The sequence below is a fragment of the Pseudomonas sp. DW-iso17 genome (assembly GCF_058725345.1).
This window is the reverse complement of sequence record NZ_JBZXEA010000001.1, coordinates 31,415-56,848: the sequence shown is the minus strand read 5'-3', so window position 1 is coordinate 56,848 and position 25,434 is coordinate 31,415. Positions and strand designations below refer to the sequence as shown.

Annotated in this window: 27 protein-coding genes and 1 pseudogene; 1 reads left to right on the top strand and 27 read right to left on the bottom strand. The window is 56.9% G+C overall.

Annotated features, from left to right (window positions below; genetic code table 11):
• Positions 1 to 4 precede the first annotated feature (4 nt).
• From AC4PS6_RS00295 to AC4PS6_RS00255, 9 genes are read right to left on the bottom strand one after another with little or no spacing between them, the layout of a single operon-like run.
• On the bottom strand, positions 5 to 2,758 hold the full coding sequence (locus AC4PS6_RS00295) for a conjugative transfer ATPase (RefSeq protein ID WP_042558351.1): 2,754 nt from the start codon (positions 2,756 to 2,758) through the stop codon (positions 5 to 7).
• Positions 2,758 to 3,174 (bottom strand): TIGR03751 family conjugal transfer lipoprotein, encoded by a 417-nt coding sequence (locus AC4PS6_RS00290; RefSeq protein WP_042558352.1) that lies wholly within the window; start codon positions 3,172 to 3,174, stop codon positions 2,758 to 2,760. The genes AC4PS6_RS00295 and AC4PS6_RS00290 overlap by 1 nt, the downstream gene beginning before the upstream one ends.
• Positions 3,137 to 4,654, bottom strand: coding sequence for a TIGR03752 family integrating conjugative element protein (locus AC4PS6_RS00285; protein WP_042558353.1), 1,518 nt, complete (start codon positions 4,652 to 4,654; stop codon positions 3,137 to 3,139). The genes AC4PS6_RS00290 and AC4PS6_RS00285 overlap by 38 nt, the downstream gene beginning before the upstream one ends.
• Positions 4,644 to 5,456 (bottom strand): TIGR03749 family integrating conjugative element protein, encoded by an 813-nt coding sequence (locus AC4PS6_RS00280; RefSeq protein ID WP_042558354.1) that lies wholly within the window; start codon positions 5,454 to 5,456, stop codon positions 4,644 to 4,646. The genes AC4PS6_RS00285 and AC4PS6_RS00280 overlap by 11 nt, the downstream gene beginning before the upstream one ends.
• The gene (locus AC4PS6_RS00275; RefSeq protein WP_042558355.1) at positions 5,453 to 6,094 is read right to left on the bottom strand and encodes a PFL_4703 family integrating conjugative element protein; all 642 of its coding nucleotides are present in this window, start codon (positions 6,092 to 6,094) and stop codon (positions 5,453 to 5,455) included. The genes AC4PS6_RS00280 and AC4PS6_RS00275 overlap by 4 nt, the downstream gene beginning before the upstream one ends.
• Positions 6,091 to 6,504: a TIGR03750 family conjugal transfer protein gene (locus AC4PS6_RS00270; RefSeq protein ID WP_492180626.1), complete on the bottom strand. Its 414-nt coding sequence runs from the start codon at positions 6,502 to 6,504 to the stop codon at positions 6,091 to 6,093. The genes AC4PS6_RS00275 and AC4PS6_RS00270 overlap by 4 nt, the downstream gene beginning before the upstream one ends.
• Before the next feature lie 7 nt (positions 6,505 to 6,511).
• Positions 6,512 to 6,883, bottom strand: a complete 372-nt coding sequence (locus AC4PS6_RS00265; RefSeq protein WP_042558357.1) for a TIGR03745 family integrating conjugative element membrane protein — start codon at positions 6,881 to 6,883, stop codon at positions 6,512 to 6,514.
• A 17-nt stretch (positions 6,884 to 6,900) separates the two neighbouring features.
• A complete protein-coding gene (locus AC4PS6_RS00260; protein WP_042558358.1) occupies positions 6,901 to 7,140 on the bottom strand; it encodes a TIGR03758 family integrating conjugative element protein in 240 nt (79 codons plus the stop codon).
• The gene (locus tag AC4PS6_RS00255) at positions 7,137 to 7,439 is read right to left on the bottom strand and encodes an integrative conjugative element protein, RAQPRD family (RefSeq protein ID WP_373459353.1); all 303 of its coding nucleotides are present in this window, start codon (positions 7,437 to 7,439) and stop codon (positions 7,137 to 7,139) included. The genes AC4PS6_RS00260 and AC4PS6_RS00255 overlap by 4 nt, the downstream gene beginning before the upstream one ends.
• 144 nt (positions 7,440 to 7,583) lie before the next feature.
• Between AC4PS6_RS00255 and AC4PS6_RS00250 the strand changes: the two genes are divergently transcribed.
• On the top strand, positions 7,584 to 8,666 hold the full coding sequence (locus tag AC4PS6_RS00250) for a hypothetical protein (RefSeq protein WP_169864285.1): 1,083 nt from the start codon (positions 7,584 to 7,586) through the stop codon (positions 8,664 to 8,666).
• Between the two features lie 27 nt (positions 8,667 to 8,693).
• Here AC4PS6_RS00250 and AC4PS6_RS00245 read toward each other — a convergent pair whose 3' ends face one another.
• The 18 genes and pseudogenes from AC4PS6_RS00245 to AC4PS6_RS00160 all read right to left on the bottom strand — a co-directional run bounded on the left by AC4PS6_RS00245 (position 8,694) and on the right by AC4PS6_RS00160 (position 25,425).
• On the bottom strand, positions 8,694 to 9,425 hold the full coding sequence (locus tag AC4PS6_RS00245) for a TIGR03747 family integrating conjugative element membrane protein (protein ID WP_042558361.1): 732 nt from the start codon (positions 9,423 to 9,425) through the stop codon (positions 8,694 to 8,696).
• A 91-nt stretch (positions 9,426 to 9,516) separates the two neighbouring features.
• Positions 9,517 to 11,622 carry a type IV conjugative transfer system coupling protein TraD gene (gene traD, locus AC4PS6_RS00240; RefSeq protein WP_042558362.1) on the bottom strand — a complete coding sequence of 702 codons (2,106 nt, stop codon included), beginning with the start codon at positions 11,620 to 11,622 and terminating at the stop codon, positions 9,517 to 9,519.
• A gap of 8 nt (positions 11,623 to 11,630) precedes the next feature.
• A complete protein-coding gene (locus AC4PS6_RS00235; protein ID WP_042558363.1) occupies positions 11,631 to 12,146 on the bottom strand; it encodes an integrating conjugative element protein in 516 nt (171 codons plus the stop codon).
• Positions 12,143 to 12,691: a lysozyme family protein gene (locus AC4PS6_RS00230; protein ID WP_042558364.1), complete on the bottom strand. Its 549-nt coding sequence runs from the start codon at positions 12,689 to 12,691 to the stop codon at positions 12,143 to 12,145. The genes AC4PS6_RS00235 and AC4PS6_RS00230 overlap by 4 nt, the downstream gene beginning before the upstream one ends.
• Positions 12,673 to 13,392, bottom strand: coding sequence for a TIGR03759 family integrating conjugative element protein (locus AC4PS6_RS00225; RefSeq protein ID WP_042558365.1), 720 nt, complete (start codon positions 13,390 to 13,392; stop codon positions 12,673 to 12,675). Before AC4PS6_RS00225 ends, AC4PS6_RS00230 begins: the two co-directional genes overlap by 19 nt.
• 9 nt (positions 13,393 to 13,401) lie before the next feature.
• Entirely contained in the window at positions 13,402 to 14,073 is a 672-nt protein-coding gene (locus tag AC4PS6_RS00220) for a tropomyosin (RefSeq protein ID WP_042558366.1), read from the bottom strand.
• Positions 14,070 to 14,612 (bottom strand): PFGI-1 class ICE element type IV pilus protein PilL2, encoded by a 543-nt coding sequence (gene pilL2 / locus AC4PS6_RS00215; protein ID WP_042558367.1) that lies wholly within the window; start codon positions 14,610 to 14,612, stop codon positions 14,070 to 14,072. Before pilL2 ends, AC4PS6_RS00220 begins: the two co-directional genes overlap by 4 nt.
• A 93-nt stretch (positions 14,613 to 14,705) precedes the next feature.
• Positions 14,706 to 15,465 (bottom strand): annotated as a pseudogene (locus tag AC4PS6_RS00210) (DUF5983 family protein).
• A 52-nt stretch (positions 15,466 to 15,517) separates the two neighbouring features.
• Positions 15,518 to 16,012 (bottom strand): RadC family protein, encoded by a 495-nt coding sequence (radC, locus tag AC4PS6_RS00205; protein ID WP_042558368.1) that lies wholly within the window; start codon positions 16,010 to 16,012, stop codon positions 15,518 to 15,520.
• A gap of 100 nt (positions 16,013 to 16,112) precedes the next feature.
• The gene (locus AC4PS6_RS00200) at positions 16,113 to 16,370 is read right to left on the bottom strand and encodes a hypothetical protein (protein ID WP_080896004.1); all 258 of its coding nucleotides are present in this window, start codon (positions 16,368 to 16,370) and stop codon (positions 16,113 to 16,115) included.
• Positions 16,371 to 16,441: 71 nt separating this feature from the next.
• Entirely contained in the window at positions 16,442 to 17,023 is a 582-nt protein-coding gene (locus AC4PS6_RS00195) for an STY4534 family ICE replication protein (RefSeq protein ID WP_042558369.1), read from the bottom strand.
• 897 nt (positions 17,024 to 17,920) lie between these two features.
• Positions 17,921 to 19,888 (bottom strand): DNA topoisomerase III, encoded by a 1,968-nt coding sequence (locus AC4PS6_RS00190; protein WP_042558370.1) that lies wholly within the window; start codon positions 19,886 to 19,888, stop codon positions 17,921 to 17,923.
• A gap of 228 nt (positions 19,889 to 20,116) precedes the next feature.
• Positions 20,117 to 20,572 carry a single-stranded DNA-binding protein gene (locus AC4PS6_RS00185; protein ID WP_042558371.1) on the bottom strand — a complete coding sequence of 152 codons (456 nt, stop codon included), beginning with the start codon at positions 20,570 to 20,572 and terminating at the stop codon, positions 20,117 to 20,119.
• Positions 20,569 to 21,087, bottom strand: coding sequence for a DUF3158 family protein (locus AC4PS6_RS00180; protein WP_042558372.1), 519 nt, complete (start codon positions 21,085 to 21,087; stop codon positions 20,569 to 20,571). Before AC4PS6_RS00180 ends, AC4PS6_RS00185 begins: the two co-directional genes overlap by 4 nt.
• Entirely contained in the window at positions 21,084 to 21,839 is a 756-nt protein-coding gene (locus AC4PS6_RS00175) for a PFL_4669 family integrating conjugative element protein (protein ID WP_169864288.1), read from the bottom strand. Before AC4PS6_RS00175 ends, AC4PS6_RS00180 begins: the two co-directional genes overlap by 4 nt.
• A 264-nt stretch (positions 21,840 to 22,103) precedes the next feature.
• Complete coding sequence (locus AC4PS6_RS00170) at positions 22,104 to 23,294, bottom strand: STY4528 family pathogenicity island replication protein (protein WP_131672194.1); 1,191 nt, start codon at positions 23,292 to 23,294, stop codon at positions 22,104 to 22,106.
• A complete protein-coding gene (locus AC4PS6_RS00165) occupies positions 23,291 to 23,839 on the bottom strand; it encodes a DUF2857 domain-containing protein (RefSeq protein ID WP_169864290.1) in 549 nt (182 codons plus the stop codon). The genes AC4PS6_RS00170 and AC4PS6_RS00165 overlap by 4 nt, the downstream gene beginning before the upstream one ends.
• Complete coding sequence (locus tag AC4PS6_RS00160) at positions 23,836 to 25,425, bottom strand: ParB family protein (RefSeq protein ID WP_042558374.1); 1,590 nt, start codon at positions 25,423 to 25,425, stop codon at positions 23,836 to 23,838. The genes AC4PS6_RS00165 and AC4PS6_RS00160 overlap by 4 nt, the downstream gene beginning before the upstream one ends.
• Positions 25,426 to 25,434: the final 9 nt, after the last annotated feature.

Genomic DNA, 25,434 nt, shown 5'->3' with positions numbered 1-25,434 from the left:
TTACCTATACAGGGTCTATTCCTCGCGCTCTATCGATTCGTTCCGCTACCCGAAATGCCGCTTCCAGCTCGGAGCAGACGTTCTCCTGCATCAATGTCCAGCGCTCGGCTTTTTCCTCGGGCTCAGTCATGGCCAGGGCGAGATAAAGACTGGGTGGTACGGCCCGAAACAGCGTCTCAATTTTTTTCGATAGCACGACCCCTTCGGTGTACTTCCCCGGCTCCTTGCCAGCGGACAGCAGCAAGGCTTTTTGCGCAGACGTGAGCTTTTTGAACCGTGCGATTTCCTCAATCTCCGCGGGCGGCATATTCAAGCAAATCCACCATTCGATCATGTTGAGCATGGTCTGCGCAGCCGTTGGAAAGTCGGCAAGGTTTTGCGTCGCCAGCCAGAACCAGGCGCCGAGCTTGCGCCACATCTTCGTGCCCTTGACCACGAAGGGCGCCAGCAGCGGGTTCTTGGTAATGATGTGCCCCTCGTCGGTGACCATGATGATTGGTCGGCCCAAGTACTGGTCGCGCTCGGCGAGGTTGTTTACGGTGTTCATCAGGCTGATGTAGCTAATGGACATCTGAGCCTCATAGCCTTCGCGAGCGTAAGTGGCGAGGTCGACGATGGTCACATCGCTTTCCGGCCACGGGGTGCCTTCACGGTCGAAGAGCTCACCCTCGAAGCCCTGGCAAAAGAGATCGATGGACTCGCCCATTTCCTGTGCACGTTCGCGACGTTTTTCCGGTAAGCGCGAGTCTGTGGCGACGCGCAGTAAAGCGTTGCGCACATCGCGGGTCAGTACCTGACGGTTCGTTGCGACACAGATTTGCGCCGCATCGAGAATACACTCGCGGATCAAGCTGCGATCAGCTCGACTCAGTCGCGCCTCTTCCTTAGCCTCGCCACCGGTGATCATCAGGCGAGCGGTGATTTCCAACTCGCCGAGCACATCGCGCTGGTCCTCGCGACTGGCTACTGCTTCATCGTCCCACTCATCAATGGAAAGGCTCGCCACCTGATCTGGTTGTTCGACCAAGCGCCAGGCATCGCCGAATGGGGCAAGACTGACCGGGGCGCCAGGTTTTAATTGGACCTTGTTGATCGACAAGCCCTGTGTGGCGAAGTAGTCACCCTGCAGGCCGAACGAGTTGCCAGCCTCTACGATAAATAGGCGAGGGCGGTATATAGCCATGATCTGCATCAACAAGGTGACTAGGGTCGCTGACTTGCCGGCGCCGGTGGGGCCGAATAACAGCAGATGGCCGTTCATTGCCCGGTCTAAACGTGACAACGGATCAAAGCTCAGAGGCGACCCACCACGATTAAACAGCGTGATACCCGGGTGGCCGGTGCCAATGCTGCGGCCCCAGACTGGAACGAGGTTTGCCAGGTGTTGGGCGAACATCAGGCGTGTGTACCAGTTACGTGTGTCGCGGGCTGGGCTGTAAGCCATCGGTAACCAACGCAGGTAGCTGTTGCAGGCGGCGACTTCATCGCCCTCACGCACCGGTTGTAGCCCCGCACCCAGCAGCGCGTTCGTTAGGCCGACTGAGCGTTGGTGCAACTGCTGTTCATCGTGACCGCGCACGTAAAACGCCATCGTGCCACGGTAAAGCTTGTGCTGACGGCCGATGATCGCACGAGCCTCTTCAACATCCTGACGGGCCTGGGTCGAGGCAAGGTTCTCACCGATCGCTTTGCGGGCTAGACGGTTCAACTGATCCTCGAGTACATCCTGCGGTTTGACCACCAAGGTCAGACTCATCACCGTGCCCTCGGGTAACTGGTCGAACAGGGCATTCACCGCGTCTCCCTTGCGGATTTCGCCAGTGAGTTGACCAATCAATGGCGCCCGGCGCAGTTTATCTACCACCATGACCCGGTGGGGCTGATCATCAAAAAACCAGAGTCCATGCTGCACGTCCGAACGCGGTTCGTTGAAGAACAACCGTTCGGCAAAGTCGTGATCGAAGGGCAGTTCCAGCGACTCGCTCTCGCCAGACTCCGGATAGGCCACGCGGCGGTAGAAATGTTCGGGCGATTCATCTGTGAGCTTGGGGGCTGGATTGAACCAGGGCAGCAACCATGCATACAAACCTCGGCCATCGACTCGCGTCGATTGCACCCCGCACGCCTGCAACGAAACAGCGACACGTTCGCAAGTTTGTTGTAGCGATTGCACTGGGTTGAGTCCCGCCTCCTCACCCTCAGACTCAAGCCAGCGATAGATCACTAATCGCACCCGACGGCTGTTTCCTCGCCAGGGCAGGCGCGTGACTGCCTTATCCTCGAACAGGCCGCCGGGCTTGGAGATGGCTTTCAGATGTCTGTGAATTAGTTCTAGGTACGCTTCGGTGAAAACCGTGCCCCGGGCGTTGTCCTGAATATAGTCGGTGAGCCTGGTCAGGTAGGGGGTGAAGTCGTTGTCGTCCTGGCAGAAAAACTGCGCCACCCATGGCGCTTGATCCAGCTCGTCAAAGCTATCCTGCAGGGCATCTTCTATGGCATCGCGGGTTGCCATTAGCCAATCGGGTTCGCGCCCTTCTGTGCCGATGGGCAGTAACTCGAACACCGCCCCCACAGATTGATTGTCATCTAGTAGAAAACACTGCTCGGTGTCGAGGTATTCGACCCACGGCAGATGATCGGTGAAGCTGGGGTTGTGCGCATATAACGCAGCTTCATCGGCAAATGTGGCGCGTGGGCGCAATGGGTTGCGCCAGGCTTTCCATGCAGAAGAGCGGTTTCCCGCATCGTCGCTACACATTACAGATCTTCCTGGCGTTCACCCGGCATTGCGTACTGCACCCGTTGATAGAATGGAAAGACGGTCGAGTACCCCGGCACTGGTGCTTGCTCGGTACCACTCAGATGCGGATACACGTACATCACCAAATCAGGATTGGGTAGACGAGGGAACAGGTTGCGAATTTCATTCACTGCTGTACGCGTATACGGTTCCTGGAGCGCAGCGGAGAGATCTGTTTGAGCCAACGGGCGGCGCAACTGTTGCCGAGCATCCAACAGTAGCTGTTGAGTACCCTGTGAGCCGGCACCGTTCCAGATGTCCAGCATGGTTTGCTCGCCATGCGGCAAAAGTGTGTCCTTGTCTGTGGAACACCCCGTCAGGACCCAGCAGAGCAAGCTAATCCAGGTCAGATAGAGAGGTAGGATCTTTTTCATGGCGAACGCTCCGGCCCTTAGGCTCGTAGTCGATGGTGATCTCATGGTCGAGGTGCAGTGCTACTTCTGCTGCCGGTGGCACGTACACGGCCGCAAAGGCTTCGCCATACAGTTTGTTGACCCACTCTCGGATGTCGCTGACCCCACCACTGAGAATTGAATTCAGTGCGCTATTGCCACTGCTGCTGGTGACCCCGAAGGCACTGCCGCCCGAGCTGATCACGCTGCTGTTGTTTTGCTCATTCCCGAGCAATGCAGCGACGCCCGCGCCGGCAGCAGTGATCAGGCTCTGGCTACCGAGGTACTGCTGGGCGTTCGAGCGGCGCTCGCCGACGATGCAGGGAATGCCATACGGATCGGACAGGTAACCGAGTCCGCCGCGGATCTTGTCGGTGTTTGAGCTCTGGGTGGTGGAGGCATTGCGGCTGGCTACCGCTTTCGGCTGAGGCACCGTGCGGATGGTGCCATCGGTAAATACAAAAGTGATCGACTCGACCTGTCCGCGTACGCAAGACAGGGTCCAGTCACCGGACGCCGTGCCGCTCATCACAGCACCCGCGACGTCTGGCAGGTCGATGCCGTTGGCCGTCAGGTTCTCCGGACCGACCAGCACCTTGAAGGGATAGGGATCATTCACGGTGCCATCCACCGGGACTCGGCCAATCAGCGCGGTCATGGCGACCGAGCCCATTAATGTCGCATTTTCGGGAATGGTGTAGACCGGCTTCGCACCTTCGGTACGATCACCGGATCGCGTCAGGTCACGCTCACCCTTGGTGACCTCGCGTAACTGCTTCTGGCTGCGGTCGATGGCATTGTCCTTCAAACCCTCCAGTGAGTTGAAGGCAGTAGGCAGACTCGGTGCGGAGGAGGTCTTGGTTTTGCCTCGGGCTTCGGTGGAGGGAGCATCCGAAGGTTCAATCCACTGCAGCGCATCGTTGGCAGAATGCAGCCCTTCGAACTGGTCCCCATCGCCCGGCTCAAGCCCCAATCCGATCGGCATGTCCTTGCCTTTGCCGGCCAGCCCCGACAACTGCTCCTGCAATTGCGTTAGTAGACCGCGAGCCTGACGACTGTCTAGTTCTGCTTTAAGTCGGGCCTCGTTGGCTTGTCGACGGCCTTCGTCGACCTGCTGTGTCACGCTGCCAAGCGCCGTCTGGATACGCGAATCGACACTGTTTTCCCGTTCGCGCAGGCGGTTGTTCTCTGTTTGTAGTGAATCGTTATGCTTCTTCAAACCGAGCATGTCGCTGCGCATGGCCTTCACCTGGCCGACCAGGGTGGCGACGGTATCGCGTGGGGTATCGCCCGCAATGCCGAGCGACTTGGCTTGCTCGGCAGATAATTGAATATCGCCCTGATCAACTGGGTGCTCTGGAGAAGGCGTGCTGCCTCCCGCGACCCAGCTTTTCATGATGATCAGCACCACGCCCAGCAGCGCAGCCGGTACCAGCCATTTGAGCAAGGCGTTAGCCTTCATCGTAAGCACCTCGCGCAACGGGCGGAAGCATCACGGCGTGTTCGAGGCCGGCACCGCGAGTGATGAGGTACGCAATCGTGGTGTCTTCCGCACTGCCGACCGGCCCGAGGAAAGCATGCTGGAAGGTCGCGGCGAACAGCTTTGCCTGAAGCTGACGCGGATCTAGTTGCACCGTCGCTGTACCTCGATTGCGCAACTTCACGGCCGTCACCCAATAGTCACCGAGCCGCCAGGCGGCGATGGGTGTGCTGGAAACGTTTTCGCTCGGCAGCAGGGTCGGCAGTTCGGTGCGCAGCTTGAGCGGGACGCGGCGTACGCCGGGCAGGGACTCCACGGTGCGCAGCGGGCCGTACAGGCTTTGCGCGGCGTAGCGCGTCAAAGCGGCCGGGATCGGCGTACGTTCTGGAACAGGGACGGTGCTCGATTCAGACTCGATAGCTTGCATCGGAGCATTCTTGAGAATACGCACGGGCTCCAGGGGTTGATCGCCAGGCGTGGCCGCGATATCCAAGAGGATGATCTCGCCCGTCTTGACCGATTGCAGTTGCAGTCGTGTCGGTGCAATGGCTTCCGACGCGCGCAGGTACAGCGTGCCTCCGGTTGATTGCACGCGCAGTTTATCCTTCAGAGTGGGAGGCACGCCGACACGAACAGCTTCATCGACAAAGACCACTCGTTCCTGATTGATCACCAGTGGGACCGCGAGCGGTAGGCGTTCCCAGTGCATCAGTTCGACGGCCTGCGCTGCAGCGCCCGATAGCATCAGTGTGAGGGTGAGTCCCAGGGTAGAAATCCGCTTCATGGATCACCTTCAGGCAGTGAGATTTTTTGCGGCGTACCCTGATAGCAATCCAGTGCAAGGCCCCACTTATTGCGTTCGGGGTCCAGATCGAAACGCACCACCCGTAACGGATAACGCACGACCACCCGTTTCACCGGTTCGGCGGCGTAATACTCATCAGCGTTAAGGTCGAGTGTGACCAACCAACTGTCGCGATCGAGTTGCTTGACCCGCAGTTCCGGATCTTCACTGTAGCCTCGGCCTAGAATTTCGTAGACGCCACGCACCCGTTGACGCAGTTCGCCGGCGGCCTTGCGATACTCGTAGTCGCCGTCGAGGAAGGCCTTGCAGGCGGGTGTCAGGTAGGACTGCAAGCCATAGATGGCGCGGCGATAATCCTGCTCGCCATCCGAGGGCCAGCGGTTGAGTTGGCCAAAGATGTAAAGGGCAAAGGCATACACATTCTCTGGGGGAACATCCCACCACTTGCGCGTGCTGCCCGAGCGCAGATCAGGGGGGACGTGCACGGTCAGATCGGTTGGTGCTGAGCGCCAGCCATACCATAGTCCGGCGCTGAGCAGGGCGAGCATCACTATCGCCAGACGCAGGCTGAAGATATGGGCCTGTTGGGCATCGACCTTGTTTCGAAATCGACTCATGGCTGCCACCGGGACAGGGCAGGGCGCAGTCGACGTGAACGGCGAACCGCCCAGGCACCGGAGTGGAGAATCAAACTTCCACGCCCCAGGCGCCAACGGCTGGCGAGTATCCATTCGAGCTTGCGGTACAACCAGGTCTCCGGACGAGCCCGTTTGGCCCGACGCAGTAGCGTGCCCCCGATCAATAAGACCACTGTCATGCCTGCGATCATGCTGGTCGGCGCCACGGCAATCGAGGCGGTGACGATCGCCAGAGGAATGCCCACCAGCAGGCCAATGACGGCGCCGGAGCCTAGGGCTACCCACATTTCATCATTGGTTAAACCGCGCAATACGGCTGGATCACGATTGAGTCGCTCTGGCAGAAAGACCAAAGTGCCGTCGGCAAGGCGTTCGATAGTGTCGTTCATGCCAACCTCACAGAATCGCGGCAGCTTTGGTGAGGAACCAGATGATGATCACTACCAACAGGGCGCCGATACCAACTACCGCGCCAAGGTCTTTCCAGGTCTTGCGCTGGTTTTGGACATCGGCGAATACGGTCAGGGAGTGCCAGGCCACGCCGAGAAACGCGAGCAGGGCAATCAGTAGACCGAGCAAAATGCCGCCGTCGTAGGCGTAGTTTTTGATCGTCTCGATCAGCCCGGAACCTTCGCCTCGGGAAGGCGCCTCCATGGTCGGTAGTTCGGCAAAAGCTAGGCCTGGACCAAGGACCAGCAGCAGACCGATCAAGCGTTGGCTTGTACGATCACGCAGGTTGTTTTTGATAGGGACAAGGCACTTGAGCATGATCGCGATCTCCGATATTAGGACAGGGTGAAGAACATCAAAATCAGCAAGGCGAGCAGTACGCGCGCAGCACTGCCGCCAAAGGCACCAAAGCGCATGCTTCCTGTCGCCCAGCCCCGGTAAGCCGTCCACATCACCCAGGCACACCACAGCAAAGCCAGGACGAGAACCAAGGACAGCCACAGTTTCGAGCTGCTCTGTGCCGAGAAGCCGGAAGCGTTTTGAAAGGCGGCGGTCTGGGCGTCAGTCATGCTCACGGCGAGGACTCTGCGGATGGGGTGTCGAGACGGTATTCTCCGACCAACTCAGTGGAGTCGCGGGGTTGAGCGCGAGAGGGGGAGAGATAGTCCTGCACACCCTGGCGGATGCGCTGGATGTCTTGAGTTAGGCGGGGATAGTCAAAGCGGTAACGTGTATTTGACTCTGGTGCTTCGTCACGCGAGACCCGTAGTACCAACGTGTCGAGAGTATCTAGCTGTCGGATGAGTAGACTGAGTTGCTGCTCATGCTCGCCCGCAGCAAAGCAGTCGCTGTGAAATGCGATCACAGTGAGCATGAGAACACGAATAGGAAAAACGGACATTGTGGTGGTCCCGACGTTGGTCTGGAATTAAGATCTCCGAGGGAAGAGTGAACGTCAGCAAATTAATCGAGCTGGCTACGATCGGTTTTTATTCAGTTGTCGTTAAGGATGATAGTGGTGGAAGGAGTTAAAGAAAAATTGATAGTTGAGGTCGCAGAGTGTCTGCGTGGCCGCACTGACCACGAAATTCTTGAGTTTTATATATCGACTGAGAAATTCGCAAGAAAATACGCTGTCAGTTACGAGCTAGAAGGACCAATGCATTTGGTTCTTGATAACAGCATAATTCAGTCTTTTAAACATAGAGCAACTAAGCCGAATCGTGATTTGCAGGCGTTATCATATACTGCGTTCACCAGATTTGTAACAGGCTGGAGCGACCGAGAAACCTACTTGGCTGTGACTCCTGTAGCCTTATATGAGCATATGGGGCGTCGTGGAAATATTAAATCTGCTGACGCATTAAGTGCCCTCGAAGAGCTTCGGTTGTTTTTCGCTGATACAGGTCTGCGTATGACTTGGATCGGCTTTAAGTCGATTGAGCATTTGGTGAGCGTTCTGGAGGCGGTGCATGATGACGATGTATACCTCACTCAATATTTTAAAAGAATAGAAGAGCTGAGTTGGAAAAAAGATCTCGAGGCTCCTTTTGGTGGGCTAATTCCTCTAGGTATTGCATATCGGGAAATACCTGATGACTTGCCATTGAAATATTTTGATCCCTGGTATGTTAAGTTTGTGCTCACTAGTCGAGTTGAGCGCGCGATAATTAAGCAGTCACAGCATAACCCTGATGCCCTTCCGATTGGGAGTGGTCCAATGGCGGATGCTCTAGCGGATCTTAATAACTTCAATAAGAAGGGGACTTTGTTAGGCCTAGGGGATGTCGATATGTTGCAGGTATGTGACGGTTCCCGGCAATATAAGCAGAAAGCCGGTTATGTTTTAGTAGGGCAAACGCTGGACGATACGCTCTCTGATGTCCTGCGGCATCGACATTCATATGTCGAGAGTGCGGGGGTGGAGTTTGGGACAGCTGATACGGAGCATCAAATCAAAGGCATGGTTAATTTCATGTTTTCGAAACCCTTCTCTGAACATCAGAAGCGAGGTGACTGGATTCAGCCTAAGTACCAGGATTTTATGAGTGCAATCGTCACGGCCTGCAAAAAAGCGAGTACGAACTCCAGTCATATCTAATGCTTTGAAAAAAAGGGGCGTCAAATTTTAAAGATATTTCTTGAATGTTGCGGCGGTGATCGCCGTTGTTATCCCCAACATTGCGGCGCACGGTAAAAAAATAGCGAGTGGATTGAGCGAAAAGGGGAGAGACAGATAAATGATCCAGGGCACGAGCAGCACTGTTGTCACGGCTCGTTTAGCACGATGGTAGACAAAACTGCTTTCGCGACCTGCCCCAAACTTGCGCAGGTCGCGTCGCATCAACCCATCGACAAAACCAGTAAACGTGGTCATTAGAAACAGTGGGGCGGCCAGGACCAGAATGGTCAGGCGTACCACGAAGGTAAAGGTCACGTAAACTGCGGCCAGCACGAAATCCTCAATGCTCACGTAAAGCTGGTTGATCCAGCCCCAAGGGCCGTTGCCTTGGCTTGACACTCGCGCCTGCTGGGTAAAATCCGCAAAGCCAGCTTTGACCAGAAGCCACTGATTGAGGAAATCCAGCCACCGGCCAATCGTCTGTCCAGGTTGTTGGAGGATGAGTGAATCTTTGAAGTGCTCGCTGAGCCATCCCAATTCACTATTCAACATTGCCTGGCTGTGATGCCAACCCTGATCGCCCCAGACCAGCAGCAGGCCGGCGAACTCGATGAGGATCGAAAACACCAACGACGCCATTAGCGCACCGATGATGCGCAGGACTAGGCTGATTGCCGAGATAATCAACCCCGGGCGGTGGATCGGTTGTGGTGGCTGTTTGTGGGCGAAAGTCGCCATCGTTCACTCCATTACGCTCTGCAGATTTTGATTTAGGCATGACTCCTGCCGAGTGCGTATTCGGTTGATCGAAACCTGTGGTGGGGCCGGGCTATCCCACCTGATCTAAATCGAAGTTGGTAGTTGGGCCGCCACCACTGGCGCTCCACCATTGTCCCGCCTGCGCGTTGTAGGCCGCTCGCATCCGTTGAGTTAGTTCCTGCAGGTCTTTGGGCATGGCATCGTCGTTGGAGGGTTTTGGCAACGGCATGCGGACTTTCCAGAGCTGACCACCGGCCTGGAAGGAGAACATTTGCCCCTTGGGCAAACTGACGATGTGAGCAGGCTCGATCAGCGGAACGCTGGTGCTGCTGACACGGTCCTGTGAGGACGAGGTGAAGTCCGTATTGGCCTCCGGATCGGAGGTGTCGGTCGCACCCGAGACCAATGTTTTGGTCAGCACATTAACCTTGGGCAACTGCTGGGTGAGTAGTTCCGCGGTTGCGGTTTCGCGCACCCGCAGCATCTGTAGGGTGTTGAAATTGCCCACCACCTGGCCGGCCTTGGCGCGGTTGCCTATACGTGCTTCGATATCGCTGAGGGTTTGGGTATAGGCGGTTACCTGGATACCGGCACCGCCCCCCTTGTTGATCAGCGGAATGAACTCATCGCCCATCAACTCGTTGAACTCATCGGCATGTAGGTTGATTGGCAGTTTGTCACCAGCGTTGCCAGATTGAGGCAGCCCATGGTCAATGCCATGTTTGTAGATATGTCCCGCTACCGAGACCAAGTCGGCGAACATTGAATTGCCCACGGCGGCGGCCACTTCGGCATCAGTCAGCGCATCCAGGCCAACGTAGACGATGCCGCGTTTTCGGATGATCTGCATCCAGTCGAATATCGGCCGCGGGTCATCCAGGTCGGTGTAGTTGGGAGCCAGTAACTGAGCGGTCTTGCCGGTAGTGAGTTTCTCCAGCAGCGGCAGTAGCGAGGCCACGATTTTGTCGAAGTAAGTGCGGTCGTAGCGCACCGCTGAACGCAGTCCGTCCATTACGGGATCAAATACACGCTTCACCGCCAGGTATTGCTCGATGGCCACCACCCGCTTTTCGCGTCCTATCATATGCCGGGGAATGTTCTTCTCTGTGAGCTTACCTTCGAGCTGGACGATCACTTCCCACGCCTTCGGGTCGGTCTTGGCGAAAAACTGCTGGGCGTATTCGATGAACAGCGCATCGATGTTGACCACATGCCGCTGGATCTGCAGGTAGTCCGGACGCCGGCCCAATTCGATCAAAGCCCGGGCAATGATGTTGACGAAACGCCATGCGAACTCACGGAAGGCCGCAGAGTTACCTTCACCACTGAGCTGCCCAGCGATGCGAGATGCCACTTCAGAAATACGTCCGAAACGTCCCACCGCGTTGTAGCGGGCGGAGATTTCTGGCCAGCCCAGATGGAAGACATAAAACTCTTTCTCCCGGCCGGCGCGTTTGGCTTCGACGTACATGCGCTTGAGCAAGTCGGCATCGCCCTTCGGGTCGAAGACAATCACTACCTCATGTTCAATGCGATGAATGTCCTGGGTGATGTACACCTCAGCGAGTCGCGTCTTGCCGACGCGGGTTGTGCCCAGCACCAGCGTGTGACCGACCCGTTCGCCCAGTGGCAGACTGACTTGCGTCTCATCGGGCTCGACCCCATGCAGCAATGGCGAGCCTCCTACCGGTGGTAAAGGGCGCAACGGATTGACGGCACTGTCCCAGGCGGTGACACGAGCCAATGTCGATAGCGGAAACGGTGCATGCTCAAGGGACCGTTCGAGTCCACGGGCCAGGCGATAGCAGGTCGGTTGGTCGACATAATGTGCGACCGCTGGATCCTGAGCCTCGACCAAGCGCTGGGTATGCAGGCGGGTCCAGCGAAACCCGCGGCCCATGAACAGACGCTTACAACTGACCGGAATCTGCCGACTGGTCAGCTCGTAGCGGGATAGCCGACGGATATTGCGCCGATAGCGCAACACCTCCCATGCTTGTCGCAGGCGGATCAGGCCGAATAGGGTATAGGCCAGCGCCGCAACCAGCCCGATCTCGGGTGACAGGGCCACAGCCCAGGGCGAGTACACGCACAGTACTGCGGCAGCGATGCAAATTGCTACCGTGTAAAGCTCCACCGCGGGACGGAGCTTGGACTCCATCGCATGCTCGGCCATGACCTTACTCACTGCTCCAATGATGTGGCAGTGATCAAGACAGGGTAATGCTCAATCTGCAGGCGGGTGGCGATGTCGTTACCGTTGACCGGTAGGATGGTGACACTAGGAGCGGCTGCTCGGATCCGAGCCAAGGCTCCGGTATCGGCCACTTCGACGGCAAGGCCAGCCGCGCCGATTTCCTGCAGCTCAGTCGCGCGTTGACGCAACCAAGCCAGTGATTGGGTATCCTCACCCACCAGGAAAAATGGCCGTAAGCCCGGCATGTTTAGGGCGCGAGACGTGATTTGGCCGGGGCTCAAGAGGGAGCTGCGAACGGGTAATATCCAGGTTTCATCGGCAAATGTGGACAAGTCCGTATGCATGGCGCGACCAGGCTGGAGATTGTTGTTTATGGGCGGCCTAGCAACTTGAAGATGGGGACGGGTGAAGCCGCCAAACTGGTCCTCTGCAACGGATTGTTTCGACTGGGCGAAAGCAGCCAAGAGCAGGGAGAAGTAATAGGCAGTAGGAATTCGTTTCATGGTGGTGTGCCTTGTTCAGCGGAAGCCTGTAGCCGTGCGAGTTGCCGGGAGAATCCATCGCGGTAGCGCGCGGCGGGTAAACCTCCCGCAGGGCGGTGATAACGCCCAGCGGCTGAAACCCAGTCACCGGTGACGGCGTGATGCTCTTGCAGCAGGGCGGCAGTCACAGCTAGATTGCGGTAGGGTTCGAGAGCTTCGCAGGGACTGGAAAAACGTTGTCCGTGATAACCCAGGTTGGTTTGCCCAAGTCCGGCGTCGACCCGTTTAGCGTCATATTGTGTGAGCGCCTGGAGCAAGGCGTGACATGCGGCCTGGCGAGTGGGGAAACGGTAGGGTGTTCCGGCGATATTTAGGGTCCAAGGCCACGGCAGCAGTCGACCACGGACGCGAATACCGCTCTCCTGTAAGGCAATCGCGAACAACACCGTAGAAGGGATGTTGGCGTCATGCGCCGCCAGTTGATAAGCCGGAGGCGGAAGTTCGTTAGCCCGAACCGTGTGCACCGTCAGCAGGAGCGCAATAGCAATCAATCGAGACGTTGCCATTGTCCATTCACCTGTTGAAATGTGGCGGGCAATGGCCCCGGAGCCCCCAGGCTGAACCATCGACCACGGTCATGGTTCAGGGTGATCTGCCCGCGTTGAACCTTAGCCGGATCGATGTCCGCTTGCCGAGCCCAACTGCGGACGCGTTCATCTTGGCCTTGGCTGCCCACTAGGTAGATATCGAACGCCGTGTCACTGTTCTGCAAACGTTGTGCTTCAGCGGTGCATGCAGGGCAGTGGTCCTCTACAAAAAGGGCTGGGCGCGGGGCGACTGATGAGCTGGTAGGGGAAGAAGATGCCATGCCCTGGATCGGTAGCTGACCAGGAAACAGCTTGGTCCAGGCCGCGGTGTAAGCGTTTTGGTAGGCCAATTCACGCTCGGCGCGTTTGGCTTCCAGTGCTACCTGTAATTCAGCATAGCGCTGGCGCTCTTGGTCGGTCTGGGCCTCAACCCCTAGGGCGGTCAAGGGATCGAGCTTCGGGCTCCAGAAACCACGTGGGCCGGTTTGGATCTGCTCGAAGCGCGTCCACTCCTGCTCCGTCAGACCCCAGCTTGCAGCCTGTTCAGCGTGCAAGCGTCCCAGCGGAATGGATTGTGTGTCCTGGATCCGCGACGGTGTCGTGACAGGCGTGCCCATCGCAGCGCCTATGGCCAGCAGCGACGCGAGACAGACGACGGGGAGTAGTGGCGCTCTGTTCATGATCGCTTCTCAAGGGAGTTGCACGGTCTGGTCTGGCTGAGCGACCACCGAGAAGATGGCTGAGTGCGGCTCCAGCACTTTCAGGTGCCAGGCTCCGAACTGCTCGCCGGCATGCAGCAGCCGAACATCTATGAGAGAGCTACTGTCATGAGGTGCGACTGCCAAAAAGCGCTCACCTCCGCGGGACTCGACACCCAACACCGAGAACGGTGGCGATAGCGGGACGGGTTTTGGGGGAGCCGTCTTTTTCGGCTTGTTCGCGGAAGAGGTTGGCGGTGGTAGGGAAGGCTGAGTCTTGAGCTCCAGTAGCTGCTGTTCGACGTGCTCAAAGCGTCCGCTTAGAGCTGTCAGATCTTTCACGGTGGCGCGCTCTGCCAGACCGTCGCGCATCTCCTGTATCTCTTGCGCCCACTGATCCAGCATCGGATCGAGGGTATTGGCCTGTTGCTCACCTGTATCGACCATCTGCTTCAGGTCTTTCAGCGAGTACTGCAGTTTCTCCTGTGCGTCCCTGAGCGCGCTTAAATCACGTTGCAAGGTGTCCAAAGTTTGGAAGCGCTGGGTGTTCGTACTCTGTAGCTCGGCCATGCGCTGATACTGGTTAAACAAACCGCCGCTCAGCCCGGCGACTGCCAGGCAAAGTAAGCCAACAATTATGGTTTGAAACGTCGAGGCTTTCATGGACGTGCCTCCGCCTGATGGGACGAGTCTGGTGTAGCCCGCACGATGCCGACATCAGCTTTCTGCTGTTCGAAGCAGACCGAACGGCTGACCTCATCGGTCGTGAGTTGCCAGGCGGAGCCAGCCAGTACCTGTAGTGCGCTGCGTAACGCAATCGGGCCGAGTCGGTAATGGGCTGCAGGCAGAGGCCGAGTGAAAAGTGTCTTTACTGGTTCGGTGGTAGGGCAGAGCGAATAACCCGAGCGCTGCAGCACGTAATGCATCGCCTCCTCTACCGAGGGATTAAGGTTGGACGGTATGCTCACATCAATTATTTGAGCGAGAAGATCACGTTGCTCCGTAGTGGGCTCTGTGCTCACCAGGGTATAGCGACCATAACGGATCTCCGCCGGATGGTTTGCTTCGGCCGGGCTCCTTGATAATTGGGTCCGATTGGAGCCACTGTCGATCTTTGGATTAGTCGGCAATGGGGTGGAAATTTGCGCGCTGCAGGCACTCAAAAAAAACAGCAGGCAGACAGGCGTAAAAAAACGCTCCATGAAAAAACCTCATGTCAGATTCAGTACAGAACCTGACATGAGGTGAAGGATCGATTCAGTGAGAAATCCGATTTATGGCAGGTCGTGTTAACGCTAAATACTTTGCTCTGCATCATAGATAGCTAGTCCATCCAAGACATCAGCGTCGGGGTCGAAGATCAACAATCGCACATCCGCCAATGCCGCCATATACAGTACGTTGACCAAGGCTGCCGGCGTACTAGCATCGAGTTGCTCTTGCCTCAGCGATGAGTAAGAACAGCCCTCGATTTTTATCAGGTTATCGTCTGTCCAGGGCGTGCCGATCAGCTTACACCCGACTGCCATTGCAGTCCTTCAGGACAAAGGGTTCGAACAGCAGCCCGGTTGGGCTAGAGTCGAAATAGTCCGCCCCGCGTTCCAAGTAGCGCAATGCTTCTTCAGTGAGGTGTGCGGTACTGATCTCCCAAGCTCGGCTGTAGCGTCCAGTCTCGAAACTCAAACGATGGACCACGGACTTGGCTTCTTCCAAGGAGTCAAAGTCCGCGACGTGGCACTGCTCGTTGAACACTTAGCCTATTACGGCATAGACCACCTGGTGCACCAGTCCGTTGGACGGGCAGCAACCATCCAATTCATTCAGAATGGATTGGCCTTCGCTGATCAAGGCGAAATCATCATTGAAGATGCAGGGGACCAGTTGCAACGTATCGTCGGACAGATGCTCCTGGGAGTCGTGCATAGGCCGAAAGCAGGGAGGACAGCCATCCTCGTAGAAGATCAGTAACAACCGTTCGATATAAAGTTTGTCGTAGCCCCGAGTAAATGGATTTGAGGCGATCAGCAGGGTGGGGGCTTGGTGTGTGGGGTTCATGAGCGTGCTCCAGAATGAAAATAAACGAGGCGCCCGTAGGCGCCTGTGAGGTTTAAAGCCATCCGTATTCGGCAAGGGAGAGCGGGCGACCTTCACCCACGATAAAGTGATCCAGTACGCACACGTCGATCAAGGCCAAGGCCTCTTTCAGCCGTACGGTCAAAACACGGTCCGCCTGGCTGGGCTCTGTACACCCTGAGGGGTGGTTGTGAACAAAAATGACGGCTGCAGCGTTATGCGCGAGGGAACGCTTAACGACTTGGCGGGGGTAAACGCTGGCGCTATCAATGCTGCCGTGAAAGAGGATTTCAAACGCCAGCACCCGGTGCTGGGCGTCAAAAAAAATCACACCAAAGACTTCATGTTCTTGTTGTGTAAGCTGCAGTTTTAGGTAAGAGGTCACGGTTTCAGGTGACGTCAGTTTAGGACCGCGGTTGAACAGTCGACGATCCAGAATATGCAGCGCTTCGTCGATCAGCTGGTTTTCTTGGATAATGCGATCAGCCTCGAAATCCGAGGTCTCAATCAGTGTGAGTGGGGTGTTCATGGCGCTACCTCCGAAGGGAATAATCAGGGGTACACGCCCGAGGGGAGTGGTTTCCCCAGGGTGGGTGTGGAGTTGCAGGCGTTTGCAGGTGATGTAGGGTTTACAGCCGAGTGTATCGGTGGCGTTGACCGTGCAGAGGTGAACCACAACCGTCGCAAGGCAATGGAGAAAAGGATCTTATTCCCCAGCCGGTTTCGGGATCGAAGTCGGCACTGATGGGCAATAAGCGAACCAGCCCCCGGTGTATCGCGGCGATACGTTGTTCGGTCTCATCTGGCGAGTAATACAGCGATAACGTGCTGTAGTCCTCGTAAGCCGCACCGAACAGGCAGTCGTCGCAAAGCCAGAAGGATTCCATATTGGTTCTCCTGTGCTGGTTGAAGAAAAGGCGCTCGATTGAGCGCCTTGATGTAAAACATCATGGATTGTTCAGACGGACTGAACAGCACGTGTGGCGACACGGCGGGCCGTGCGGGGAGTGGTTGGAGATTCCGGTTCAATCCTGGAGTCTGTAGGGTTGTCGGTATCCTCAACTTCGGCATCAGCCGAAGTTGGGGACGGCTCACGGTTTGGCGCTTGCTCAGCAGGTGCTGTTGCTTCCTGCCTGGCGGGCGCTTTGTATTCGAACTTGCCATTGACCTTGATCCAGTCGATGAACAGCAAACGACCTTTCAGGCTGGCGCCAGGTTGGCCTTGTTTATCGCCTTTCTCATAGAGAAATGGGTCGATCCACAGGTCACCAATACGGAACGACAGCAAGACCTTTTTCTCGGCCTTGACGGCGTCCATATAGAGACGAATCAAACGGTCAGCTTCGCCACCAGCGACTTTGCAATCAAAGCGGGTGTACTCCACTGCATCAGTGGCACCATGCAAGGCTGCGATATCGCAGGCCATGAATGGCTGACCGCGGCGGACCTGTACTTCACGAACACGGTTGAGGTAGCCGATACCGACGGTGTGCAGGTTGAAGTAAGAGGTCGCTTCTTGGGATTGGTTGGCGTAGGCCATGGTGGTTCTCCTGTTTCAAGGGAAAACGGCGACGCACAGCCCCTGACGGGAAAGTGAGCCCCCGTCAGGGTGGGTAAGATGAAGTCGAGCGATGAACGACTCGTCACCGGCAAACCGATGACCATCAGAATGATGCTTCTGAAGGAATAGCTGTGCAGTAGAGGAGCGTTTGCGGTGGTAATCCACAGGCATGGACTAGTCGGCATTCATCACCGCTGAAGCGGCAACCGCGCGAGCTTCCGAACGCTAATCGCACTTGGGTAAACCACCACGAACGTGGCGTAGCCTTGAAGGTTCTGGCCACCTGGGCTGGGCTGTCAACGACAGCGAACCACGCCCTTTGTATAAGCCTGTCAAAGGGGAGCGTCAAGACGCTGCAACCCGATTTTTTACGCCTGGATTAGAGTGGTATTCACTGGCATGAACAAAATGAAGAGTGGGCCTGACGGAGTGTCAGGCAAGGAACAGAAAAGCCACCTTTGACGGTCTTACGCAGTCGACAAGCTCCTCGCAAAACTTGGTTGAACTGCGCAATGATTCGTCAACCGATCCTTGTCGTGGCCTGGGTCGGAACATGCTGGCACGCATCCGCGCACAAAGGGTGCCCCTTGTTTCCCCGGTGGGCTCCGGGACTGAATACGATCGCCGAAGCGGATGACCGCTATTGCCGGGTAGAGGCAACAGTGGTCATCCGCCACCACAATCAGGTCGAGCACAAAACGGGAACGAGATCCCGCAGAAGAGGAGACTCCGAACTCGAAGAGTTTGACCGAACTGCCCGGAGCTAATCGGCCTTGGGTTGCCGTTGGCGATTACCCTGAGCCACTACAGCAGAGAGGATGGGACTAGGTCAAGGCGGAGAACGCACCATTTTCATGGTTATCGCCCCATGGAACATTATGAGCGACGCGTATCTTTACTGATTGACACAGTGCCTTTGCAATCCGGATATCGGGAGCATGACCAGAACGGTCCTGATTTGCCCTTTCGTTTGAGCATTGAGGCGTTGCACATGGGACAGCCTGGGTTCGTTTCGAGCGCTATTGCCAACGTGAGCGAGCGGCAGTGTGCGATCAACTGCGCAATCCAGTTCGCCTGCTTGGCAACGAACGCATCTAGGGTCAGGCGTCCCGCTTCGATTTCGTCCAACGCCTGTTCCCAGATTGCGGTCATACCCGGATCTGCGACTGCTGCTGGTACCGCCTCGATCAGGGTATGGGCCGCGGCGGTGGCCATCAAGGCGCGTTTTTTCTTCAGCAAATAACCGCGATCAATTAACCCTTTGATAATGCCGGCTCGTGTGGCTTCGGTTCCGATACCGGTGGTGTCCCGAAGTTTCTGTTTCAGGCGTGGGTCGTTGACAAGCTTGGCGACGTTTTTCATCGCCTTGATCAGATCACCCTCGGTGAGAGGTTTAGGAGCGGCCGTTTGCATGGATTTGAGTTCGGCATTGTCCACTGCGCACTGCGCTCCCTTTTGCAAGATGGGTAAGACTTGGGATTTGTGACTGGGCTCATCCTCCTCGGTGTTTTCGGAGAGTAAGCTTTTCCAGCCCTGGACCAAGATCAGTTTGCCCACAGCGGTCAATCGTTCTTCGCCACACGCCAGTTCGACCTGGGTCCGATCAAACTCATGATGCGGAAGAAACTGCACTAGGTAGTGGCTACGGATCAGTTCGTAGACATGGCGTTCTTGTTCGGACATCCGCACCAGGTTTGCCGGTTCGATGGTGGGGATGATGCCGTGGTGCGCAGTGACCTTGGCATTGTTCCATGCGCGGGAGCGCAATGATTGATCGAGGTCCTCGAATGCAGGTCTGAGTGCAGGATCCGTTTTGAGCAGGGCGTCTAGTACCGCGGGAGCCTCGTTGAACATATTCTCTGGCAAATAGCGGCAATCGCTGCGCGGGTAGGTGGTGGCTTTGTGGGTTTCATACAGGGCTTGGGCGATGTTCAGGGTTTCCTGGACGCCGAGCCCCAGCTTACGCGAGCAGACTTCCTGCAACGTGCTTAGGTCGAAGGGCAGGGGCGGCGGTTCTCGGAAGTGCTCAGTATGTAACGAGATTACCGTGGCGGACTTCTCGTCGGTGATTGTTTGGACCGCGTGATGGGCAAGCACTTGTTGTAGGCAACGCCCCGACTCGTCCCGTCCTGAGCATGGCGGTAACCACGCCGCGATGAATCGCTGGCCCATCGACGATAGGTGTACCTCAATGTTCCAGTAAGGTACCGGGACGAAGCCGGCAATCGCACGATCCCGATCGACCACCAGACGTAAGGTGGGTGTCTGGACGCGCCCCACTGACAAAACGCCGTCGTAGCCTGCCCGCCGACCAAGAAGGGTAAACAAACGACTGAGGTTCATGCCGATCAGCCAGTCGGCACGGCTGCGGGCGAGGGCCGAGTGATAGAGCGGGAAGGTCTCCTGACCAGACTTCAGCGAGGAGAGGGCTTTGCGAATCGACGCCTCGTTGAGGGCGGACAACCAGAGGCGCTGAACGGAGCCTGGATACTTGCAGAGCTCCAGCAACTCGCGGGCAATCATCTCACCTTCTCGGTCGGCGTCGGTTGCGATGACAACGGTGGTGGTTTCGCTGAGCAGGCGTTTGATGATTTTGAACTGCGCGGCAGTCTTGGGTTTGACCTCGACCTGCCACTGCACGGGAATGATAGGTAGATGATCCAACGACCAGTTTTTGTACTGAATGCCGTAGGTTTCAGGCGGGGCCGTCTCCAGTAGGTGGCCGATACACCAGGTGACAGTTGTCTCGGGGCCGATTAGGCAACCATCACCACGCCGAGTGGCTCCGAGAACCTTGGCGATGTCACGACCCTGGGAAGGTTTTTCGCAGAGGAAGAGGCGCATATAACTACTCCGGATTGAGTTCGGAGCAGCGTTGTTCGAAGTAGCAGGTGCGAGATATGAGAAACCCGAATGGCAGGTTCCTCATATTAGTCGGTGAGGGCGGCTTTGAATGGGCTGAAGCTGCTACCTTATTGGAGCGTTTGTAACTGGGTGGGGGGCTTCATGAGCCGCGAGCAATGACAGGCCAGGAACTTCGCGCAAAGGCGCAATTTTTATGCCTGAAGTCGTTCAGGCCTTAGGTGATTGCCCTCTGTGTTTCCTGGGTTTCGAGGTCGGCGAGCTGGCCTGCTCAGTATTTTGAGCGGTCGTCGGTTCACTGGAGCGTTCCCGCATGACCACGCTGTGCACCCGGTGAGGCAGGATGCCGACTCGACGGGCCTCGATCTTGAAGGTCACCCGCGCATTGTCTTCGCTGTCCTCCCACTCATCGCGCACCGTACGACCTTCGACCAGTACGCGCATGCCTTTCTGGTACAGGGTGCTCCAGTGTTCAGCCTCACGGTGCCAGAGCTCAACCGGCGCCCAATAGCCGCCCCGATCTTCATAGCTGCCCTCGCGTGGGATGGGGTTGTCAAAGTACACATTCAGCCGTAGCAAACGCCGCGGCTCGTCATTGCCAGAGGCGAACTCCTGGAATTCTGGCGCACTGCCGATATTGCCTTCGCCAACGAAAAAAGTACTCATCGTGATACCTCCACTGCGGGTGTGAACTGGCGCAGCAGCCGTTCGGCACTGGCCATGTTGATCGCGCAGGTCGTGGCCTGGCGGTAGAGCGAATGCACCACGCTCATCTGCAGGTTCAGTGCAATGCGATCGCATTCGAAGCGGTGCAATCTCTCGCGTACGGCCTGCGGCAGGGCGTTGTTGCAGATCTGGCGTTCCCAGACCGCAACCCCCATACGGGCGAAGTCACGGGTGCGCCAACGCAAAAAGGTGCTGCCTGCGCTGGTGTTCTGCAGCACTAAACGAATGTCCAGCAGCGAGTAAGGGGGCTGTCCGGCTTGCTGCACCACAGCCTCCATCAGGTGACATAACTGCGCCTCGATTTCCCTCGCCACCTGCGCCAGGTGCTCCAACTCCCCCTTACCCTTAAAAGGTTTTAAAAGGCCTTTTAGGGAGGCTGCGTGTTCGAGCTGTCGATAGGCATCCGGTGTTAACGCTTCGAAGGGCATTGGTTGAGCCGGGATCATCGGATTCATGCTTCGTCCTCCGACTCATCCACTGTCGCAGATGACTCTGCCGCTTCCTCTGCCAACGCGTCAGCGTCATCCACTGCCATAGCACCACGACGAATGATTGGCGGTGCGAACTGGGAGCGGCGATGCCCCTCAAGGATGTCCATTGGGGGCAAACCCATTTTCTCGATGGCCGCAATGGCACGGGCGTTGTTCGCCACCATGTCATCACGGGTGACGCCAGCATGGCGATAACGCTGTGCCTGTCCGAACAGGCTGCGCAGCAGGTGGGCACCGTCGTCGATCCAGGCTTCCATGTCGATACGGCCGATCAGGGCGGTGTGATGGGCCAACAGGGTACGACGCACCAGGGTGTCGTAGTCGGTCAGCAGGTAGACCGCGAGAAAACCCAGCTGGCTGCCGATGTACAACGGCAAGGTGACGGGGTGGATGTTGAGGTTGTCCCCCATGTCGATCTGTGTCGGCAGGTCCTGTCTGATCCGATCCAGCTGTTGGGTCAGTTCCCGCATCCCAGCCTTGGCCTGCATCAGTTTTTCTTCGAGTTGCACGATGGCCCAATCGGCATAGGGATCGTCCTGGGCCGCGGTTTGTTTGATCAGGTTGGTGACACTGATGTAGCCGGCCATACCCATGATCGAGTGGACGCCTTCGCGTGCGGCTCGACCTTGCCAGATACGGGCGGCATGGTGGGTGTGCAGGGTCAGGGTGATGCTGCTGCGCAATGAACCCAGATTGAGTTGATAGTGATCGGCCACGGTGGTGTCCTCGCATTCGCTTGGACAGGAACGTTGCGACAGATGAAGGTGAAGGACAGCCAAAAAGCTGAATGCGGTCTGTTCGGTTTGGTTTAAGAGGGTTAACTATGGAGACGTCAGTGGATTTGATGCCAGTGGCATCAAATCCATTGACGTCTACGTTCATGGGAGGAGATGCCCCGGCTTTTTCCTAAAAATTTCATGGTATGGTCCGATGTGTTCGTAGAGTGGAACTCCCTGGATTTGATGCCACTGGCATCAAATCTACTGACGTCCACCGCGTTTGCCACGCAGTTGGCGCAGCTCATTCAGGCACGCTTGGGCAAGGGCAGACGCGGGTTCGCCCTGTTGTCGAGATGGCCGCGAGGGGGCGGGTGGGGGCGGTTCTGCAATGGGTGACGGTTCGGCCTGACCTGCCCAAGGACGAAAGTCACCTTTCAGCGCACGCTGGATCAGACCCATCAGATACGCCGCTGGCTTGCGGATACCGCCGGCCGTACAGCGTGCTCCCGCTTCGTTGAGCACCGCCTGCCGATCCGCGGGCTTGAGCTTGTTCAGCGCCACGGCGATGGCCTGACGCTCGTTTGGGCTCAGGTGCAGCGCAGCAGGCCAGTGCAGGTTAACCACCGCTGGGGTCGCGCGCGGTACTGTACAAATACTTTCTTTTAATACAGTACAGGCGGCGTTCGGATTCCGAACGGTGCGGGAAACACTGGCGTTCAGACTCGGTTCGGAATCCGAACGAGGGCCTGCACGATTCCGAACGAGGGCATCTTCCCTCCGTTCGGAATCGTGCAGAGTGGCATCGGTTGCCGGATCCAATCCTTGCTGCGCCCAAAGTTCGCCCCAACTGTCGAGCCGCGTCGGTAACCGATCCTGATCGATATTCGTGTCTTGGCGGACTTCCTCCACAACGTGCTGGGCGACAATACGCACCGCCTTGGTGGCATGACCGAGGGCATGTCCGACCAGCGCCAGGTAATCCTGATCCAGTTCCAAGGCTTCGGCGGGGGTTAACGGCTCATCGTGCAGGACATACAGAGAACCTTGGAGACGTCCGCTGAGCTGATCGCGTCCGCGACTCACCAAACTGAGCCAGCGCGTCAACCTGAGCATCGTCAACACCCGAGCAATGGTTTCACGGGAGGCTAAGGCGCCGTAGGGCACACTCGATAAGTAAGGCTGCAGATCCTCATAGCGCGGCGTGACCACGCCCTGGCCTTGCAGCATGAGTCGAAACACTTGCCAGGCATTACGTTCCAGTGGCGTCAGCCGACTATCCAACAGCAGGCGACGCGGCACGACTTCGTGTGATTGGCCACTGAACAGAAAGCCAGCCTGTAGAGCCTGATTGGAGGGCTGTTCAGTGGCAGGGCGGGCTGGCCAGCGCTCATGCAGCTGCTGTGTGCATTGCTGCAGGACACGTTGCCAGCGACTGGCAGGAACAGCATTCATGTTTTGTTGCTGTACTGGTCGATTTGCTGCCAAACGATGGTCAAGCTGATCTGCTGTTCTTCGGCAAGCATCATCATAGCGTCGAGTTTATCCTCGGTGCCGTCCTCTGTTCGTATTTGGCACCAACGTTGCCACAACGCATACTCCTGCGCTTCGCTTAAATGTTGGGGGCGGCCTTTACGAGTTTCTATCTTGAGTAGACGCCGACGCATGGCTGTTTCCGAATGCGCCAAGCCAAAACACTGGTACATAATGGTGCTGCTGGCGCCGAGTTTGAGCGCTCGGTTGATCAACCGTTCGTTCTGTTCATCACGTTCAGCTTGTTCGATCAAACGATGCAGCACCGGCGAGTCAATCTTGACCTCAAGCCAAGGGACAGTGGCATGGGCCAGGCGCGATAACGTGGTCGGTGGTAAGGATTGCAGCATGAAGATGTCATCCTCACTCAGTCCAAGTGCCTTGCAGCGTTGCAGGTTGCCCAGGCGTAGTTCGTGCAGTACCTGGGTTAGCATGGCTTGATTGAGCATATTGAAGGACAAATTCATCTCAGCTCCTCCGGTGAGTTTTTGTCTTCAAAGATGAGTGTTAAGTCGATTAGGCGCCGGGCCAAGCGGATCAGGCGAAACAGTTTGATTAGCATACTGTCAGGCAGTCGCTCCAGGCCCACGTCCGTGACTGGTCTATCTGGTAGAGGGAGTTGATAGACCCCCAGCAACAACTGCCCGAACAGTGCGGAGGGGATTTGCTTGCGATCCTCCCAGTTCACCTCGTCTTGAGCCCGTAACAGGGCCAGGAGCATTAGGTGAACGCCCGTCGAGCGAGGCGCTGAAAGATCGAGTCGCTCAATGTTCAGGGCGAAGCCCAAGCCACGCTTTTGATCAATGATGCTCTCGGCATCTCCGGCATAGGCCGCCATTTCTCGAGCCAGTCCAGCAATGGCTAAACGCAGTTGTTCAGGTGTATCCAGCTGTGGTGTGATGATCCAAAGGTCGTCGATTGGGCAGGTTTCGACTGGAGACGTCGGCTCGGTGGAGATCTCGCGATCGATTTGCTCACGAATCTGTTGAACGCGTGATAGATGACTGACCGCAGGTGAAGTATTTTTTTCGGGGGCTGTGAGCCGTTCTTCTGAAATTGGTTCTATCTTGCTCTGGGCATCAGTTGATTCGGGATTAGCGTCGGAGGAGGGCGACTCTGCCGCAGTTTCATGCACGCTTGGCCGATGGCTGTTTTCTGGAGGCGTGGTGGTGACAGCCCCAGGCGTGGCGACGACCCGTTGGGTATCGCTCAGCTCCAGGGCCAGCATACGGTAGGACTGTCCAAGCAGGTGGCTCATGCGTTCGAGCAATTCGTCCTGGATCTGCTCAAGATCAAAAGATTCAGGATCGCCATCGAAGTAGCCCATGGTTTCTAGCCAGAACTCTGCAAATGAAACGGCAGCGGTTGGATAACGATTCCAGGTTCGCTCAGCCTGACTACGTAGACCGATCAGGCGCTCTATCTGAGGCTTACCCAATCCGGCATACAGAGTTTGTGGAATGGCGGGCAATAAGTGTTCGAGGGTGTCCAGCATACGGCTGATATGCGACTGCGAAATCGGATAGCCTCCAGCGGCAAGACGTCGAGCCAGCTCCCGTTGTGATAGATCTGCGCCATCGGACTCAAGCATGGTTTTGAGTTTGGCTACTGCCAGCGCCCGTTCGATGAACGTGAGTTGACCGTGCAGGTCGCTTTCCGCCAAATGGCCGAGTAGGGCGGTGATTTCATTGCCCCAAGGTCGGAACAGGCAGTGGATCCGAAAGAAACGCTCGTCGCGAGTTTCCTGCCACAGTTCGCCGAGAATGGCTAAGCGCGTATTACCGCCGTTGCGGATGATGAAAGAGGTTTCACCCGGGCGGCGGGTTATCGGTGGCGGTTGATCCAGCCCGCGTTCACGGATCGACGCCTTGATATCGTCATAAAGCGGGTTACGAATGAAGCGTGGGTTGTGTTCGTAGGGACGTAACTGTTCCAGAGTGACCAGCATGGGAGTGTCGATGACGGGATCGGACAGTCGCTCCAGTCCAGGACCTTGAGTGAAGTGGTCCTGGTGCAGCTTGTCGGTAATTTCCTCCTGACTGAGCTTCTTCATCTGAACCGC